We start from the raw sequence: 17,711 nt of genomic DNA, 5'->3' as shown, positions 1-17,711 counted from the left end.
AGCTCCTAGCCTATTCCTCAAATGGTGTTCCTTCAAATAGCGATTTATCTTCTTCATATTCATCACCGTTTTCTGGTAGAACTTCTATAACATCAGGATCATTGTCTACATAATCATATTCGTTCTCATTTCTTATTACTGCTTGGTCTGCTTTAATGGCTTCTAGTAATTGCTGGTTAGGTTTCTGCATTTCTACTGAAAGAATTCCCCACTTGTTTATCATGTTTTTAATTACAGTTTTCTTGCACATTTCATTAAAGTTGTCTTTCCAATTACCAGTACCGTACTTTGCATATTGAACTGAATATTTCTTAGCATGTCCTAGTAAGCTTTCTACGGACCAATAGACTTTCTTTTCAAAGCCATTGAGTAGTGCAAAATATCCAGCATATCCGATTATCTCTTTTTCTTCTCTTTCTTTTTCATCTTCTATAAATTCAATTTCTAATTCTTCTGTCAAAGGATTCCAGTTTTTTAATTCTCCTTCTCTAATGTCTATTACATTGATATTTTTATACATTCCTGTTCTAAGGGCTAATTGGATGTAGCCTTTATATCCTAGTTGGAATTGGCATTCTTTGTAGCCTTTTTTGCTGTTGTGATAGGGTACTAGATATGCAAATCCAAAATTGTCTTCAATGGGCAAATCTAAAATTGCTGCCTTTAATGCTGATTGTATTACTGTGTTAGGTTCACATTCGTTTAATGCTGCATTGCTATTAACTGCACTTATAATACTACTCATAAATTGAGGAGCCCTGTTACCTAATACTTCTTTAAATCTTTTTTGATAACTTTCTGTATTTAACAAGGATTTAACTGTATAGTTTTGTGTAAGTTTATTGGTTTTATTTACCACTGGCTTATTAGTCATATTTACACCTCCACCTTAAATTCCGCTGGTCTCTCAATAACTTCAACACCTTCAACTATTTCTCCAGTTTCCTCTAGCACTACTGCATTACCTACCACCTTGGTTTTCCTTTTTAACTCTCCCCATTTAGCTTGTTTTTTGACTTCTATATATTCATCCATTTGATTTTCTTCTAGCCACTTAGTTAGGGTGTCATTATCTCTTTTGAACTGTGGTCCAGGGAACTTTTTGACTAGTTCCCCAGAAGGCAACCTATATTTCATCATTGTCTTAGTCTTCTTCATCTGCTTTTCATCTAATGTTTCAAAGTACTCCGCAAGCTTACTGTCTCTGCGTTCAATTATTGCTTCTTCCTCTTTTATCACCTTGTCCAACTTTTCTTTATAAAAAGCTATTTTGTTCTGTAGTTGCATTTTTAGTCTTCTAATTTCAGCTAATTTCTCCTCATTTATCTCAATCCACCAATCTGCTTGTTCGTCGTTCTTGATTTTCCAGCCTTCTTCTTCATCTTCCTGTAAATTTAAAACCTCATCTAGAATATCCATCATTAAGTTTTCCATTACATATCCCCCTCTATTCTTGCATAAGAAATAGCTAACTCCATCATTTTTTCCCTAGCCTTTTCAAGTTCTTTCTCCGCTTTTTTTCCTGCATCTACAATTCTTTCTAGCTCCACAATCTTTTCAGCTGCATATTTCATTTCCTTCTCAATTTCCAATTTAGACCTATTTTTATACTCAACATAAATTCCAATAGCATTCATAGTTACAATCTCCTTTCAATGTGATATAATGTCTTTAAAGATATTTTTAAATTGTTGACCTTTCCAGACTGCCATCTGGGAGGTCTCTTTTTTTATGTCTTCTTATCCTCCTATATACAGCATCTCCACTGATGCCATATATTTGGCCTATTTCCCGGTATGACAAACCCTGATTTTTAAGCTCTACCATATCAGCAACATCTTTGTTATCATATACTCTTATAATCGACTCATCTTCAACAACCGCAAAAGCCTGTTCTGGTGTAACTATGTCTTCCCTGAGTATTGCTATATACATCGCCGCTATGTTATAACGTAAATCTAAAGAGCTTTCGACTTTCAAGTTTTTCACCTCCTTGTATAACCTCTTTGTCTGCATTTTTCATTGTGTTCTGCTATCATTTCTTTCATATCTATAAACTTATTCAATGCAATCTTAAAAATTTCTATAGTATGTTCTGTATCAAGCAACTCATGTACGTTCTTTTTAAGTCTCTCATACTCATAATCTGTAAAATCCTTTTTTGTTCTTTTGTTTGTGATTAGTACAAGTATTTCAGCTAGGACATCATGAGATTCTCTATGCTCCTCCAATAGCTTAAGTGCTATATTGCTTAAGTTATCTAAGTCTATGTTGTCTAATATTTCATAACTGTAGGCCTGTCCTATTGCACAGTTGTATCTGCAATATCTCTGTGTTAAAAATGGTTCCTTGTATATATCTGCTAGTTCTACCACCATTCCAGGTGAAGGATCTCTAACCCCTCTCTCATAGCAACCTAGACTTTCAGTACTAATTTCTATTCCCCTGTCTGCTAGTAGTGCAGCTACATCATTTCGACTTAATCTCATATTCTCCCTTGGTGTTTGATAGTCAATTAGATAGCTTGAGTTCATTCAAAATCACCCCTTTTCTTGGTATTATTTAATTAAAGATATTAAGCTGACTTTTTATGTTCTTTCATTTTCACCTCTACCTTCTTTAATTCTTCTTCTAGTCTAGAAGGTAAATCTTTAGCTTTACAAATAAAAGTTACCAGTCTAATCTGTTTCATCCCTTCCTTCCCCTCCTTTCTTTTTTTCTGCCATTTCTGCCTTTCTAATCGCTTGGCCTATCATTTTGTAGAAAGTTATTTTCTTATCATTATTTTGAGATTCAACTATCTCTACTTCACTCAATACTGGATCCGGAAGTCTAGCCATTGTATCCCTCCTTTAGTATTTCTATAAGCTTATTGTTTTCCTCTAATTTCTTCGTGAAGTATTCTTTATTTTCTATAGCCCTGTCTAATGCTTGCTTGTACGTTTCATTCTCTATTGGGAATGCTATAGTATCCTCTCCAAATTCTTCAATACGCTCTTTCCAATGCTCTATACCTTTTTCAGTATCTTCAATGTCCTTGGTAATGTAATTGCTTAGCATTTCTAAATTGCTAATTATCAATGATTTATCCACTATACTCTCTCCTTCCTCAAGCTGCATATTTCACATACATTTGGTTCACTATGTTAATATAGATTTCTTTCAGTCTCTCATCTTGAGATATTACATCTAAGTAATTAGCTTTATTAATAACTGTTTTGGTTGCTCCAGCTTTTTGTAATCTTTCTCTATAATTCTCTAGCCTTCTTTTTAGATTACATCTAGCTCTTGCTTCAAGTAGTTCATAGCTTTCTGCTACAAATTCATTATATTTGCCATGCTTGAATCCAATCTTCCTTAGCTTCTTATTAACATCTCTCCTCCAATCTTCATCACGATTTACTATAGTATCTTTTATAGTGTTTATCTGCTCCCTAGTAGCTGCTATTTCAGATTCCATTTCTTTCTGCCTTAACTCTAAATTGATAAGAGCTTGTGTTTGAGGACTTAATTGTGAAAGTACATCAGCTACTTGTTTAGCTCTGAAATAATAATTTACTAGCTTCCTTTGTACTTCCCATGCCAAGTCATCAGTGAAGCTTTTAACTAGCATTAAATATCCTGATTCAGTCAACAGTATTCCTTTTGAAGCATATTTACTAAATCCATACCCTGCTAAGCTTTGTCCGTTTTTCGGACTAACCTCAAAATAGTCTATATTTTCTAGAAATCTATCCTTATTGTCATTGAATCTTTTCCTAGCAGTTCCCTCTGGTCTTTCATGTACTAGGTCAATATCCTTAAATGTAACTACTCTTTGATTATTAAACTCTTTGACTTCAATTTTCTTGTCATTGATTGAAACTAATTCTTTCAAATTTTGTACCTCCTTTCAGTTTGTCCCCTTTAAGCTGATATGGTAGAATTTGCTTAAGAGGGGGTGAATACATTTATGGAATTGAAAGATATATACAAAATCAAAGAAACTAGTAATCATGTTAGAAAAATCAATGGGGTTGATACTCCTGTTTCTAATCCTGATAGAAGCAAACATAATAATCTAGGTTAACTATTATTTCTTGGTAGGCTCTAATATCACCTTATATCCTTCTTTTTCTACAATCTCATCGTCTGTAATTATTACAATTACTTCATTATTTGAATTAGTAACTATAATGGTTTTGATTTGCTTCTTGCCAATTTTCACATTTCTACCTCCTACTCATTTGAAGCTTTAGGGTCATCCTCATAAAATTTAGTCCAGTTAAAATCTAATACTTTGGCTATTTTTTTAGCTGTATGGACTGGTCCATCTCTATTTCCACTCTCTATCATTCACCTCACTTTGCTCTCCTTAATTGTTTTTTTAGATACCTTGTATACTCATCTTCTTCTAAAACCTCCTTTTCTTTTCTGTGAAGGAATTCATCTAATGCATCTTTAGTAAAGAGCTTCCTGGTTCCATTTTCGAAATAAGGTATTCCCCATTCTTCTTTCTTGATTGAAAGGGTAGAATATCCTACCCCTAAATATTCAGCTGCTTCCTCCATGGTAAAAACTTTTTGTACTTGCCCATTATTTGCTTGTTTGATTATATTAGGCCCTTGCAATACTTCTATTAGTTCTCTTATAGAAATGTTTAATTCTTGTATTTGCTGTTCTAAAGACATTTTTGTCCCCCTTTCCTTTTTCCCTTATTGTTGTCGAAATTTGTTTATTGGGTTTGTTTTATATAAATTTCTATTTTAGCAATCTAATTGGTAAAAAAATCTTCAATTTTACATTTGTATAGCTCAGCTAGTTTAGGTAACATATCTGCTTTAAAAGAATAATCTCCATTCTCATATTTTAAATATGTTGAAGCATTTTTAAACCCTAGCTTATTGGCAACATCTTGTAATGACAAATTCATTTCTAATCTTTTCTTTTTTATATAATCTAAATTTAATTGTGTCATTAATTTAATCTCCTCTCTTTTTAAGAAATTTCTAAATTAGAAATTCTGTTATCTATAGTATATATTTCTATTTTAGAAATGTCAACCCTTTTTTAAAAAAATTAATTTCTATTTTTGCATTTTTTATGTTTCCGTTATAGAAATATAGTATAATGAAAATATCTATAATGGAAATTTTTAAACAGAAAGGGGGCACATAAATGACCATAGGAGAAAGAATAAAACGCCTTAGAGAAGAAAAAGATTTAACACAAAGAGAGTTAGCTGACAAGATCCAAATAAGTTATAGCGTTATGAATAGAATTGAATCAGGAGAAAGAGCTATAAGAGATGAAGAGCTAAAAAAAATAGCAGATGTGCTAGAAACTACAGCAGACTATCTTCTAGGCAGAACCGACCAACGTAATCCTGATAAACCAGAACTACCAGCAGAATTTGAAACCCCCGAAGAAGCTATGAAATTTATCCTTGAACAAAACGTTATCATGGGATTCGGAGGATTTGATATAAATAAAATGAATGATGAGGAAATTGTTGAGTTTGCTAATGAATTATTAAGGCAGTTAAAGTTGATAAGTTATAAGTATAAGAGGTAAAGGGGGAAACTATGGATTATAAAACATTTAACCAAGAGTTAATAGACTACCTTATTGAGCTAGATAAATTATTTGAAGATAACGACATAGTACCAGCTACAATGGGAGAAAAGAAAAGTTTTAGCTTAACTAGTAGTGACAGTAGGTGTTTTTTCTCGTTAGATATGAATAGAGCTAGTAGAATAGAAGCAAAATTATCTATGCAAACTAGGTATTTAAATAATAACCAATGGTTAATTAGGTTGGAATTAAATGGGCCACCTCACACTAATCCAGATGGAACAGTTACAAACCGGGATCATATTCATGTAATACAAGAAAAAGATGGAAAGATATTAAATATTGGGTATAATTTAGATGAATTCGATGAATTATTATTTAAGCATACTAAAAATATAAATAAGGTATTTAGAGATTTCTGCCAGTATTGTAATATTAAAATAACAGGTAATTATCAAGAAATATTATGAGGTGAGGTTTATGATAACTTCATTTAAAGATGATTTCGTTGCATTACTAAATAGAAGAACAATTGAATATCAGGTCGCTGACAACATAACTCGTATTACCACTCCGTTATTAGATAGAAATAACGATGCCATTGAAGTTTATATAATAAAAAATGGAAAGCAAATTAAAATTACAGATGATGGTTATATAATCAATGATCTGGACATGTCAGGACTGACCATTGAAAAGGACACATTAAGGTATAAGTATTTACAAAATATTTTAGCTAACCATGGTGTAGAATTAGGGGAAAATAATGAATTAATGGTTAATGCTGACATTAGCAATTATTCGCTTAAAATGTACCTATTAGTACAGTGTATGAGTAAGATAAGCGATTTATATGTATTAAATAAACCTAGTATAAAATCTTTATTCAATGAGGATGTGAAAAACTATCTAATAACTAATGATATAAGATTTATTGAAAATCCATTTTTCATAGGTAAAAGTAAATTAACAACACAGTTCGATTTTGCAATTCCTCGTTTTAAAGATGCACCTGAAAGAATAATCAAAGTAACAAGTAATATAACCCTTAACTTCGCTAGAACAACAATATTTGGGTGGGAAGACATTAAAGAAAACAGAGGCAAAGATTCAGTATTATATGTGATTATAGATGATAGAAATAGATCGCCTTCTGAAGAAATAACAATTGCCTTAAATTCTTATGGAATAAAACCAGTTGAATGGACAAAAATTGATGATTTTAAACCAGAATTAACAGCATAAAGCCCCTCATCTATAAATACAAAAAATGAGTGGGCTTTATCTTTACATTGAAAGGGGTAAATGTATGAATTATTCCTGGATAGATGAATATACTGATGGAATAGTAGAATACTGTAATTCTAGAGACATATATGAAATATGCAATTCTCTAAATATAGAAATAGTAAAAACAGACAAAGATAACCCTATTCTTCAAGAAAATGATGCTTTATATATTAGAGATTATTCTGATTTAGAAGTGGTATTCATTAGAGACGGCCTTCCCTATCAATACGAGAAGTTTGTTTTAGCTCATGAACTTGGACATGCTTTATTACATACAGAGATTTATACTGCTGCATTCAAAAAAGATCTCATAAACAAAAGCAAACTAGAAAGACAAGCTAATTATTTTGCTCTAAAATTGCTGAATATTAAAATAAATAGTGTTGATTTTGAAGGATATACTGTAGAGCAAATTGCTAAAGCTTTATATATATCAGAAGATAGTTTGGAATCTTTAAATTTAGAAAGGATGATGTTATGACTGGATCTATAGAGAAACGTGGCGAAAACAGTTATAGGCTAACTGTATCTATGGGCACTGGTTCAGGTGGCAAGAGAAAAAGGTATCGAAAAACTATTAGGGTTCAAGGCAAAACTGAAGCTGCAAGGATGAAAGAAGCGGAAAAGGAATTGGCTAAATTCGTAGCAGAAATAGAAGGGGATAATTTTATTGAACCTTCTAGGTTAACATTTAAGTCATATACAAATAAATGGTTAGATGATTATGCAAGACCTAACCTGGCTCCAAAAACTATTTATGAATATGAAAGACTGTTAGAGCTTAGGATGTTGCCCTTCTTTGGACATATGAAACTAAATAAGATTAAACCTGTTCATATATTAGACTTCTACAAAGCATTGCAGAGGGAAGGCAAGCTTTCAAACAACTCAATAATGCATTACCATAGATTATTAAGAAAGATGTTCAATGACGCTGTTAAGTGGCAAATATTAAGTGATAACCCTGTTGTAAGAGTAGATCCTCCTAAAACTGAAAAGCCTAGGGTCCAATATTACGATGAAGAGGACATAGATAAGCTTATGAAAGCTTTGGAAGGAGAAGCGACAAAATATGTATGTGCTATTTTAGTTACTATGGCATCTGGATTTAGGCTAGGAGAATTAATGGGTTTACAGTGGAAGCATGTTGATTTTGAAAACAATACCATAAAGATAGAACAAGCTAATCAATATTTGCCTAAAGAAGGGACTTTTACTAAAGAACCAAAGACTGATGAATCTAATAGAATTATAGCAATGCCCGAACCTGCTATGAGGATACTTAAAATCCATGAAAAAGAAGAAAAAGAAAAAAGGTTAAACTGTGGAGAAAAATGGGAAGGCGATGATAACTTTGAAGAAAACTTTGTATTTACCCAATGGAATGGAAAGGTTATGCATCCATCAACACCTTCAAAATGGTTTAATGACTTTCTAAAAAGAAAAGGATTAAAAAAGATAACATTTCATCAGTTACGACATACATCTGCAACTATGCTAATTAATGCAGGACTGAATATAAGGGCATTATCTGCAAGATTAGGACACTCTAATACATCTACTACGTTAAATATATACTCTCATGCATTAAAATCTGCTGACAAAGTTGCAGCTGATAAAATGGAAGAGATAATGTTTGGGAAAGGAACAAAAAAAGATGCAAAATAAATGCATTTTATTATTTTTTCTCAAATCTGTCCCCAATTTGTCCCCAAATGTGTATTATGTAAACCATCATCAAAAAATAAATAAACCTTGTAACCATTATAATTACAAGGTTTCAATTGGTGCACCCGGAGGGACTCGAACCCCCGACCAACTGATTCGAAGTCAGCGACTCTATCCAACTGAGCTACGGGTGCTTGTATTCTATTATTATTATAAATCGAATTCAATCTTTGGTCAAATGTTTTTAGCTATTCTTAGTAGATTCAATGGTTATATTGCAAATCTGTACTCTATTAAAAAATCTTATTGGAAAAAGGCTGTTTCCTAAACCACTATCTATATATAATATGGTGTTCTTAATATTAAAAACCCCTTTATCATATTTAGGGAAAAGCCCTTGCCCTGATGAAACTATAGCTCCAATTATGGGTAATCTTACTTGTCCTCCATGGGTATGTCCTGTAAGTATTAAATCCTCAATACCTTTGGTATAACGTATAATCCTATTAGGTGAATGGGAAAGCAATAGAGTAAAATAATCTTTATTTATTTTCGCCAAAATATTCTCATAATCTTCTTTAGTAGCAAAAAAACTTAAACCACAAATATTCACCTTTTCATCTTCTATCTGAATAATAGTATTCTCATTATCTAATACGGTAACTCCTACTTCCTTTAGATTTTCAATAAATGTGTTCCCATTTATATTTCTCAATTCATGGTTCCCAATTACAAAGTAAATATTTGAATTTATTTTTGTTAACTCCTTTATTAAATCCAAAGTAGGATAAATTTCTTCAGCCCTACTATCTATAATATCCCCAGTTAAGGCTATAATATGAGGATTAAATTGGGATATTTCATCTAATAACCTTTTTTTATTAATTAAGTTATTTGAATGATAATCAGAAATCTGGGTGATCCTTAAGCTTTTAGATAATTTATTGGTTTGGAAGCTTAATTTATTAATAAAAAATTTGCTTATTTGGATATAGTTATATATAAAAATCCCCACTAGGAATAATCCAAATATGCCTATTAGTTTCACCTTCATTTCCCCTCCAAAAAAAATAAATTGGCCTAGGCCAATTCCTTGTATATGGTGCGGGAGAGAGGACTTGAACCCCCACGTCAAAGACACTAGATCCTAAGTCTAGCGCGTCTGCCAGTTCCGCCACTCCCGCATAATATTGGTGACCCATCGGCGACTCGAACGCCGGACACCCTGATTAAAAGTCAGGTGCTCTACCGCCTGAGCTAATGGGTCAAATAAAAATGGGGTGGATAATGGGATTCGAACCCACGATCTCCAGAGCCACAATCTGGCGCCTTAACCAACTAGGCCATATCCACCACATATTGGTGCACCTAGGAGGATTCGAACCCCCGACACACGGATTAGAAGTCCGTTGCTCTATCCAACTGAGCTATAGGTGCAAACAGTCTTTAATTCTCCTTGGAGCGGATGAAGGGAATCGAACCCTCGTGGCTGGCTTGGGAAGCCAGTGCTTTACCACTAAGCTACACCCGCATCACTGTTGCGAATACCGACTGACAATATGAAATTATATCAGATTATTTATCAATTGTCAACAGTTTTATTCTAATTCTACAATTTTTATTATTACATCTTCCCCAATCTCCATTAGTCCAAAGGTTTTCTTTCCATTAAAGCCTCTTGGCATAGTCGGACTACCTGGGTTCATTATTATTATACCAGATTCATTCAAAATTGTCGAGATGTGAGTATGTCCATAAAGGATTATATCGGCCTTTAATTCCTCTCCCCTATATAAAAGATTGCTTATTCCAAATCTAACTCTGTATTTATGTCCGTGGGTTAAGAATATTCTTCTACCCTTAATTTCCAATACCTCATCTTCTGTAAAACCAGAATAGAAAAAATCTCCATTACCCTTTACTATTTTGGTTTCAATTCCCGTATGCTTCTCAATTTCAAGGCCGTCTTCTACATAATCCCCCAAATGGAATATTAAGTCTATATTTCCCATATCCAAAACCTTGTTTATAAATTCCTTCGTTTTTCCATGAGTATCGCTCACCACTGCTATTTTCATACTAATCATCCTCTAATATTTTTTTCATTTCTATCTTTAGCTTATTTAAGGCTCTAGCCCTATGACTGATCTTATTCTTTATCTCCTCTCCCAATTCAGCAAAGGTTTTATCGTACCCTTTTACAACGAATAAAGGATCATAGCCAAAACCTTCTTCTCCTTTGGGTTCAAATCCAATATATCCTTCACATTTTCCTGTAACTGTAATTACTTCACCCTTTTCAGTCACCAGAACAATTACAGTCTTAAAATAAGCATCCCTCTTCTCTAAAGGAACTCCTTTAAGCCTATTTAATAGTTTAATATTGTTTTCATCGTCCCTTGCATTTATTCCAGCATACCTAGCTGAATGTACTCCAGGTTCACCATTTAAATAATTGACAAATAATCCACTATCATCTGCCATTACCATTCCATCTACCATGTTGGCTAAACTCTTAGCCTTTATTATTGCATTTTCTTCTAAAGTATCCCCATTTTCTTCTACTTCAATAGAGCCTAGCCCCAAATCTTTTTTAGATAATACATCCAAAGGTAAATCCTTTAAAATATCTTTTATTTCTTCAACTTTATTGATATTTCCAGTAGATAATATAAGTCTTCTTCTATTCATACTTTTCTCCCTTAGTAATTGTAATATCTTTTATAAAATATTTATTTACTAATTATTACCCAAAAAGACTAATATTATTTTAGCAAATTTATATGCCATTTTCCATACATAATCTATTATATAATAAAATAAGCTGCCTATTAGACAGCTTAATACTCATTGGCAAAGGCGGGTATTGTAGAATCTATATAGATATCTATACCTGCTTCATCTAAAGTCTTTCCATCAATCAAAAGCTCCACTCGTTCTATCTGGCTAAATTCACTCAATGTAAGACCTATATTTTTGGCCATATTATTAAATACTCGGTTATCATTAGGAGGTTCACCATAGTCAAAGGAAATATCCACATAGGCAATTCCATCTTTGATATCTACCCCATGGAAACTAACCCCTGGTGGTATTTCAGAACTAAGACTAAGCTCTTCAGGAACACCATCAAACAAAGTTTCTAAGGCAGTATATATGTTTGGCACTGGTGATAATGTAGGTATAGTAACGGGAACAAAGTACTCAAAATCCTCTTCAAAATTATTCCCTTTATAATAAACTACTACTTTAGACCTTTGTTCATCTAAATTCCCAACTAAATTGATGTTTTCTCTTCTAATAGGATTAGATGTATCGTAACCGAATTTAAATGTAGGCAAAACTTCCCCTTCAACTAAAAACTGTACTTCATCAATAGCTTGAAATTCCGTTAAAGTATATACTACTCCTTTGATCAAGTTCTCCTCATCTTTTTCCGTTTCATAATTTAATACTTCTCTACTAAAATCTACTTTACATAGTCCTGTTTCGTCGTCTATTGCCATTCCCCTGATTTCCGTACCTGCTGGTATAATAGGCAAAAGTCCAGTAGGTCCTAATGTTTCTCTCAATTCTGGACTATCAATCATATTCCTTAAGGCCAGCTTCCCAATTCCTTCTTCCCATGGGATCTTCCTCATCAAAGGTACCAATAATCCTTGTTTATCCTTAAAATATAATACAGTCTTCCTCATCCCATCATCTTCAGTTATTTCGAACTCATAATCCTCATCAGACCTTATTATTTCAATTTCATCATCCTTTGAAAAAAGTTTTTTAAAACCTCCCTTACCTTTACAGCTTACTATGGTTATAGCTAGTACCAATATTAATAAAATTAATATAATCCTTCTATTTTCCATCCCTTACCTCCCTCCATGTTTTATTACATTATATTAGAGGTTAAGGGATACTATGATTATTTATTTCTTTTTGATGGACGAAAAGTAGCCTCCACTAACTGGGCTAATAGTATTAGCCATTATAAAGGCATCTCTATCATAGGAATAAACTATCTCTTTTAATCGATTTAAGTCCTTCCTATTAATGACAATTTGAAGTATTTCTCTAGAGCCTTCTCTCCCATAACCTTCAAGAGTAGTTACACCAAAACCTTTTTCCCTTAAATCCATTATTAGCTTTTCATTATCGCCATTAGCACCTTTTAATATAACCTGAGTTGATAGCTTTCCTAAAGCTATTTTGTTTTCGATGGTTACTCCTAATAAATTACCACAAGCAAATCCAAAAGCATAGGCAAATAGATTTATTGGATTATCTAAATTGCTGACTACCTTACTTAGAGCTGTAACATAAATGGACACTTCAAAAAATCCTATAATTGCAGCTTGAATTTTCCTTCCTTGTACTACCATCAACATCCTAATAGTAGCTAAAGTAACATCTGACACCCTGGCCAGAAATATAAATAGATAACCTGTTAAAAAACTCATAAAATCACCTCAAATAATAAATAGCGGAGTATGGCTCCGCTAATATATTAATATAAATCGAAGTATTTTTCTATACCCTTTATAATTGATTCAACTAGGATATTTTGATATTCATCATCATTTAGTAGTTGGGCCTCCTTTTCATTAGTAAGAAAACCTAACTCAATTAAAACTGATGGCATTTCAGTATCTCTTATGACTACAGTCCTTTCCCTAGGTATTATTCCTTTATCCGCTGCTCCTGTCCCTTTAACCAATTCCTCTAACATAATCTTTGCAAGGGCTACGGTTTCTTCCTTCTTTACTTTAGCTTTGTCATGAGCGTGGTACAACACCTGTATGCCTGAAACATTTGGGCTGGCAGTATAGGAATTTGAATGAATACTTATAAATAAATCTGCATTGTGATAATTTGCAATCATGGCTCTTTCTTTCCGCTCTACTGATATATCACTATCCCTTGTCATTATGGTATTATAGCCTAACTCACATAATCTATCATTAAGTTTTAATGACACCTTTAAATTTACATCTTTTTCTTTAGTACCATTATGAACTGCACCAGGATCTGAACCTCCATGTCCTGGGTCTATGACTATAATCCTATCGGAAGGCTTTACACTCTCAGCTCTATTAAAACTTAATGAAATTTTTTCATCTATTTCATCAGATAGAATCCTATATTCCACACCTCTTCTAAATTTGATGGTTATCTTTGCTAAAAGGTCTTCTTTACTTAAAGTAATATCATTAATTAAACCATCTCCAATATTCATATAGCCTTCTTCTATATCTAGTACTTTTGAAGGCATGGTTATTATCATTATGTTATCTTCCCTAGCATATTCTATATCATAACCGGTCTTCTCTTTAGCATTAATGGTTACCAATCTATCCTTACCATCTGTAAAGTAATCTATTACCTCTCCTAAACTGGTCTGTGGAATAACTATTAAATTATTATCTCTCCAATCGATGCTAACATTGGGATCTGAAATCCCCTCTTTAATATCTAATACCAGTCTAACTATTCTATCCTCCGCTTTATATAGGCCGTCTGGTTTAAATTGAGATACCCTTATTCCTTTAATGAATCCAATGTTATAATCATAACTAAAATAGGTTCCTCCTTCCAACGAGGAGTCCAACAAATCAATCACTATTCTGGTTGGATTAAACAGATTAAAGGTTTTGACCTCTGGTTTTTCTGCACTGTGTATAATCAGAGCCTCTTTACCATCTACTAACTGGCTTTCAATTCCTTTTACTCTATTTACAAAGGATAGGGTAAGAGATTTGCCATCATCACTAGAAAATATATCAAAATCCCTTTCTTCCATTAAATTAACTACAATTCTTACCATATCTGGTGAGGATGAAAATTGGGATATACTAACCTGCTCAATAGGATAGCTATTTACTTCTATCTTTCCCACTCCACCTTCAAAAGAGATATTGTCTTTCAAATCCAATACTGCATCTTCTAAATCTATAACTAATCGATTAGGGTCTTTGAGTACTGTAGTCGTGTAATTTAATTCTTCATTTCCTGCTATAGTTATTTTAGGAATATTTGTACTGCCTTTTCCTACGATTACATTGCTTATCACCTTTTTATTGATATTTTCATTCCCATTCTCTTCCTCGCTTCTATTGGTATTTATGTAGGGTAATCTATTCACTCTATCCCAACCAACTTCAAACCCTAAAGCTTCTGATACTACTCTTAAAGGCACCATGGTTCTGGATTCCTTATTTGAAAACGTAACTAGCTTTGGTGTAGTTCCTCCTACAATATCCCTTTTTTCTCCATCTACATAGATATATTCACTATTAATGGTTATCTTTATCTCCTTGCCTTCATGTAATACTGTAGCAGTCTTAGTCTTTTGATCCCAGTTAACTTCTGCCCCATAGCGCTCTACCAAAAACCTAATGGGAACTAATGTATAGTCCAATACAGGATGTATAAAGGTAGGAATATCAGAATATATAGCTTGTCCGTCTATTACCACTGGTATTTCCTTTACAGAGTAACTTTTTCCATCCATGCTAACTGTAATCTTGTCATTATTTGCTGCTAATGCTGGTGTAGCTAGAAATGTAAAAATCAATAAAAAGGATAAAGCTATTTTCCATTTGTTCATGTCGATTGCCCCTTTCCACGCACTCTGCCGTTATAGATGGCTTAAGTTATTTATATCATTCCATAGGTTATTATGTCAACGAAATGGGCATTTTGTAACCATAATGTAATATTACCCTAAAATGGAAAGGGCTTTATATAACTCATCGCTAGCTGGGGGCTCAATACTCTCAATTCTCCCTTCTCTTTCTATCACTATGCCTTCTTCAATTATTTCACCAATTAAAGTAACCTCTATTCCTTCTTCCTTAAGCTTTTTTTGTATAATATCTGACTTTTCTTCTCCTGCTATTATCAGCATACTTCCGCTTGAAATCAATCTATAGGGATCTATTTTTAAGATGGAAGCAATTTCCCTAGTGACTTCCTTAATAGGTATTAAATTCCCGTATATTTTTATTCCTTTATTAACAGCCACTGCACCTTCCCATACTGCTCCTAACACCCCACCTTCTGTTATATCGTGCATATAATGTGTTCCAATTTCACCACAGATTACCCCTTCTCTTACAACAGATATCATGTTCCCCATATTTTGGGCCTCTAATATTTTTTCCCTATCCATTTTACCCATTAAATATTCTTCCAATTCCTTAGCCAATATGGATGTGCCTTCAACACCAGCATATTTAGTCATAAGCACCTTATCTCCAACTTTAACCTTCCTTGGATTCATCATTTTAATCCTATTTTGTTTTCCCAAAACAGCGGTAGATATTACAATCCTATTAACAGCATCGGTAACTTCAGTATGACCTCCCATAATCTCAATCTTCAGCTCCTCTGCTGCTTCTCCCGCTTCTTTCATTATCAAATCCAAATCTTCTTCTGTGGTAGAAGGTGGTGCTAAAATGGTTAATAAAGCGCCTATTGGTTCTGCACCGCTGCTGGCCACATCATTACAGGATATATGAATTGCAAGCCTCCCAATATCTTTAGTTGCCCCAGTTATGGGATCTGTTGAAATTACGCAGATTTCATCTCCAAAATCTATAATGGCATTGTCTTTTCCTATAGCCGCACCTTGTATTATTTCATTCCTTTTATATCTGATATTGCTAAATACAATTTCCTTTAGAGCTTGATTGGGTAGTTTTCCTATTTCCATTACTAAACCTCCTGCTAATCCTATTTTATCCAATACACTTGTATAATATATTGTATCAAAATATATACACTTTTGGTACACCTTAATTACACTTTTATTTCATTTGTAATATTTTCTGTATAATTAGAATAAAAAAAGAAAGGACTTGAAAGTCCCTTCTATTTCGACAAGGCTTTAGAATCGGAATTAAATATCTCCTCATCTAATTCTCCTTCTTTTTTTGCTATTATTACAGTACACACTGCGTCACCAGTAATATTTATAGTAGTTCTTCCCATGTCCACCAACCTATCTATGCCCATTATCAATCCAATTCCCTCCACCGGTAATCCTATAGATTGTAATACCATTGAAAGCATGATAGTGCCTGCTCCAGGCACTCCAGCAGTTCCAATTGAGGCCAATGTGGCAGTTAAAACTACCGTTAACATAGCACCAATATCTAGTGGAATATTATATACCTGGGCAATGAAAAAGGTTGCCACTCCCTGCATAATTGCAGTTCCATCCATATTGACAGTCGCTCCAAGGGGGATTGTAAAAGCGGCTATACTTCTAGGTACCCCTAACTGCTTCTCATTTATCTCTAAACTGATAGGAACTGTTGCATTACTACTAGCAGTAGAAAAGGCCACAGACATAGCAGGGAAAAACTTCTTATAAAACTTTATTGGGCTCAATCCTGTAAATCCCTTTAATATTCCAGAATATACCAAACTAGAATGAAGTATCAATCCAATATATACCGTTATAATGTATTTTAATAATGGAACCAAGGCTGCATATCCAACGGTAGCAAAGGTTCTAGCAATTAAACCAAATACTCCTAAAGGAGCAAATAACATAACAAATTCTACCATTTTCATAACTAATTCATTTAGTTGTTCAAATATTTGTACTATGGTTTTAACTTTATCCCCTAAAGCAGATAAACCTACCCCTGTAATTATTGCAAAAACTATAATTTGGAGCATATTCCCTTCAGCCATAGCTGATATTGGGTTCCTGGGTACCATTTCGTATAATATTTGTGCCAATGGGGTCTTTTCTTTAACCGTCGTTTCTATTTGTTCAATTGATCCCAAATCCAACCCTATGCCAGGCTTAAATAAATAGCCTAATACTAAAGCTAAAGAAATAGCAAAAGCAGTAGTTGTCAGATAAAAAGCCATGGTTCTGGCTCCGACTCTACCAAGTTTTTTCACATCCCCCATACTTGCTGTTCCATTCACTAGTGAAATGAATACCAGAGGAACTACCATCATCATAATACCTCTTAAAAATATCTGACCTAATAATTGAAAGATTCCATCAATTAAAATATCATCTCGAAAGGTCCCACCTGGTAAACTATGAACTAATATGCCAACCACTAGACCTATTAATAATCCTATGAAAATTTTAGTAGTAATTCCTATTCGTTTTTTGCTCATTAACTCCCCCCATTCCAAAAAATAATCATAACTATAAAAATAGTTATGATTATTATATA

At 33.3% G+C, this 17,711-nt stretch carries 24 protein-coding genes and 6 tRNA genes; 5 read left to right on the top strand and 25 right to left on the bottom strand.

All coding sequences use genetic code 11. From position 1 onward, the window contains the following. Nucleotides 1-10 precede the first annotated feature (10 nt). The 11 genes from BLV68_RS13935 to BLV68_RS13895 all read right to left on the bottom strand — a co-directional run bounded on the left by BLV68_RS13935 (nt 11) and on the right by BLV68_RS13895 (nt 4,957). On the bottom strand, nt 11-874 hold the full coding sequence (locus BLV68_RS13935) for a recombinase RecT (RefSeq protein WP_093750432.1): 864 nt from the start codon (nt 872-874) through the stop codon (nt 11-13). A 2-nt stretch (nt 875-876) separates the two neighbouring features. Further along, complete coding sequence (locus BLV68_RS13930; RefSeq protein ID WP_093754850.1) at nt 877-1,434, bottom strand: host-nuclease inhibitor Gam family protein; 558 nt, start codon at nt 1,432-1,434, stop codon at nt 877-879. Beyond that, a complete protein-coding gene (locus BLV68_RS13925) occupies nt 1,434-1,637 on the bottom strand; it encodes a hypothetical protein (RefSeq protein WP_093754848.1) in 204 nt (67 codons plus the stop codon). Before BLV68_RS13925 ends, BLV68_RS13930 begins: the two co-directional genes overlap by 1 nt. 46 nt (nt 1,638-1,683) lie before the next feature. Continuing rightward, nucleotides 1,684-1,980, bottom strand: coding sequence for a helix-turn-helix domain-containing protein (locus BLV68_RS13920; protein WP_200773802.1), 297 nt, complete (start codon nt 1,978-1,980; stop codon nt 1,684-1,686). Between the two features lie 5 nt (nt 1,981-1,985). Further along, nucleotides 1,986-2,534, bottom strand: coding sequence for a helix-turn-helix domain-containing protein (locus tag BLV68_RS13915; RefSeq protein WP_093752639.1), 549 nt, complete (start codon nt 2,532-2,534; stop codon nt 1,986-1,988). 144 nt (nt 2,535-2,678) lie between these two features. Next, nucleotides 2,679-2,840, bottom strand: a complete 162-nt coding sequence (locus BLV68_RS15530; RefSeq protein WP_159428711.1) for a hypothetical protein — start codon at nt 2,838-2,840, stop codon at nt 2,679-2,681. After that, a complete protein-coding gene (locus BLV68_RS13910; RefSeq protein ID WP_093754846.1) occupies nt 2,833-3,093 on the bottom strand; it encodes a hypothetical protein in 261 nt (86 codons plus the stop codon). The genes BLV68_RS15530 and BLV68_RS13910 overlap by 8 nt, the downstream gene beginning before the upstream one ends. A gap of 16 nt (nt 3,094-3,109) precedes the next feature. Further along, the gene (locus BLV68_RS13905) at nt 3,110-3,877 is read right to left on the bottom strand and encodes an ORF6N domain-containing protein (protein WP_093754844.1); all 768 of its coding nucleotides are present in this window, start codon (nt 3,875-3,877) and stop codon (nt 3,110-3,112) included. Between the two features lie 195 nt (nt 3,878-4,072). Continuing rightward, on the bottom strand, nt 4,073-4,207 hold the full coding sequence (locus BLV68_RS16160) for a hypothetical protein (RefSeq protein WP_268807646.1): 135 nt from the start codon (nt 4,205-4,207) through the stop codon (nt 4,073-4,075). A 133-nt stretch (nt 4,208-4,340) separates the two neighbouring features. Then, nucleotides 4,341-4,670: an excisionase family DNA-binding protein gene (locus BLV68_RS13900; protein ID WP_093754842.1), complete on the bottom strand. Its 330-nt coding sequence runs from the start codon at nt 4,668-4,670 to the stop codon at nt 4,341-4,343. A gap of 83 nt (nt 4,671-4,753) precedes the next feature. Continuing rightward, nucleotides 4,754-4,957, bottom strand: a complete 204-nt coding sequence (locus BLV68_RS13895; RefSeq protein ID WP_093754840.1) for a helix-turn-helix domain-containing protein — start codon at nt 4,955-4,957, stop codon at nt 4,754-4,756. 200 nt (nt 4,958-5,157) lie between these two features. Here BLV68_RS13895 and BLV68_RS13890 point away from each other — a divergent pair, with 200 nt between their 5' ends. The 5 genes from BLV68_RS13890 (at nt 5,158) to BLV68_RS13870 (ending at nt 8,511) form a co-directional block, all read left to right on the top strand. Continuing rightward, nucleotides 5,158-5,553: a helix-turn-helix domain-containing protein gene (locus tag BLV68_RS13890; RefSeq protein ID WP_093754838.1), complete on the top strand. Its 396-nt coding sequence runs from the start codon at nt 5,158-5,160 to the stop codon at nt 5,551-5,553. Between the two features lie 11 nt (nt 5,554-5,564). Next, complete coding sequence (locus BLV68_RS13885) at nt 5,565-6,023, top strand: DUF6978 family protein (protein ID WP_093754836.1); 459 nt, start codon at nt 5,565-5,567, stop codon at nt 6,021-6,023. 10 nt (nt 6,024-6,033) lie between these two features. Further along, entirely contained in the window at nt 6,034-6,798 is a 765-nt protein-coding gene (locus tag BLV68_RS13880; RefSeq protein ID WP_093754834.1) for a DUF1828 domain-containing protein, read from the top strand. A 64-nt stretch (nt 6,799-6,862) separates the two neighbouring features. Continuing rightward, on the top strand, nt 6,863-7,324 hold the full coding sequence (locus tag BLV68_RS13875; RefSeq protein WP_093754832.1) for an ImmA/IrrE family metallo-endopeptidase: 462 nt from the start codon (nt 6,863-6,865) through the stop codon (nt 7,322-7,324). Beyond that, complete coding sequence (locus BLV68_RS13870; protein ID WP_093754830.1) at nt 7,321-8,511, top strand: site-specific integrase; 1,191 nt, start codon at nt 7,321-7,323, stop codon at nt 8,509-8,511. The genes BLV68_RS13875 and BLV68_RS13870 overlap by 4 nt, the downstream gene beginning before the upstream one ends. 117 nt (nt 8,512-8,628) lie before the next feature. On the opposite strand, the gene BLV68_RS13865 is transcribed toward BLV68_RS13870, so the two are convergent. The 14 genes from BLV68_RS13865 to BLV68_RS13800 form a co-directional block, all read right to left on the bottom strand. Further along, a tRNA-Arg gene (locus BLV68_RS13865) sits at nt 8,629-8,705 on the bottom strand. Between the two features lie 50 nt (nt 8,706-8,755). Next, nucleotides 8,756-9,565, bottom strand: a complete 810-nt coding sequence (locus BLV68_RS13860) for a metallophosphoesterase (RefSeq protein ID WP_093754827.1) — start codon at nt 9,563-9,565, stop codon at nt 8,756-8,758. A 46-nt stretch (nt 9,566-9,611) separates the two neighbouring features. Next, nucleotides 9,612-9,695 (bottom strand) — tRNA-Leu (locus BLV68_RS13855). A gap of 7 nt (nt 9,696-9,702) precedes the next feature. Beyond that, nucleotides 9,703-9,778 (bottom strand) — tRNA-Lys (locus BLV68_RS13850). 9 nt (nt 9,779-9,787) lie between these two features. Next, nucleotides 9,788-9,864: transfer RNA gene (locus tag BLV68_RS13845), tRNA-His, on the bottom strand. Between the two features lie 7 nt (nt 9,865-9,871). After that, nucleotides 9,872-9,948: transfer RNA gene (locus tag BLV68_RS13840), tRNA-Arg, on the bottom strand. 20 nt (nt 9,949-9,968) lie between these two features. After that, nucleotides 9,969-10,042, bottom strand: a tRNA-Gly gene (locus BLV68_RS13835). 67 nt (nt 10,043-10,109) lie between these two features. After that, complete coding sequence (locus BLV68_RS13830) at nt 10,110-10,589, bottom strand: metallophosphoesterase (protein ID WP_093754825.1); 480 nt, start codon at nt 10,587-10,589, stop codon at nt 10,110-10,112. Nucleotide 10,590: 1 nt separating this feature from the next. Further along, complete coding sequence (locus BLV68_RS13825; protein WP_093754823.1) at nt 10,591-11,202, bottom strand: XTP/dITP diphosphatase; 612 nt, start codon at nt 11,200-11,202, stop codon at nt 10,591-10,593. Between the two features lie 149 nt (nt 11,203-11,351). After that, nucleotides 11,352-12,374 carry a GerMN domain-containing protein gene (locus tag BLV68_RS13820; protein ID WP_093754821.1) on the bottom strand — a complete coding sequence of 341 codons (1,023 nt, stop codon included), beginning with the start codon at nt 12,372-12,374 and terminating at the stop codon, nt 11,352-11,354. Nucleotides 12,375-12,434: 60 nt separating this feature from the next. Further along, nucleotides 12,435-12,965 (bottom strand): DUF2179 domain-containing protein, encoded by a 531-nt coding sequence (locus tag BLV68_RS13815; protein WP_093754819.1) that lies wholly within the window; start codon nt 12,963-12,965, stop codon nt 12,435-12,437. 47 nt (nt 12,966-13,012) lie between these two features. Then, the gene (locus BLV68_RS13810) at nt 13,013-15,112 is read right to left on the bottom strand and encodes an N-acetylmuramoyl-L-alanine amidase family protein (RefSeq protein ID WP_093754817.1); all 2,100 of its coding nucleotides are present in this window, start codon (nt 15,110-15,112) and stop codon (nt 13,013-13,015) included. Nucleotides 15,113-15,223: 111 nt separating this feature from the next. After that, nucleotides 15,224-16,219 (bottom strand): AIR synthase family protein, encoded by a 996-nt coding sequence (locus BLV68_RS13805; protein ID WP_093754815.1) that lies wholly within the window; start codon nt 16,217-16,219, stop codon nt 15,224-15,226. 158 nt (nt 16,220-16,377) lie between these two features. Beyond that, nucleotides 16,378-17,652: a dicarboxylate/amino acid:cation symporter gene (locus BLV68_RS13800; RefSeq protein ID WP_093754813.1), complete on the bottom strand. Its 1,275-nt coding sequence runs from the start codon at nt 17,650-17,652 to the stop codon at nt 16,378-16,380. Nucleotides 17,653-17,711: the final 59 nt, after the last annotated feature.

It is taken from the genome of Tepidimicrobium xylanilyticum (assembly GCF_900106765.1).
GTDB lineage: Bacteria > Bacillota > Clostridia > Tissierellales > Tepidimicrobiaceae > Tepidimicrobium > Tepidimicrobium xylanilyticum.
Note: the sequence above shows the minus strand (reverse complement) of the source record. Positions and strands in the feature narration are given on the sequence as shown.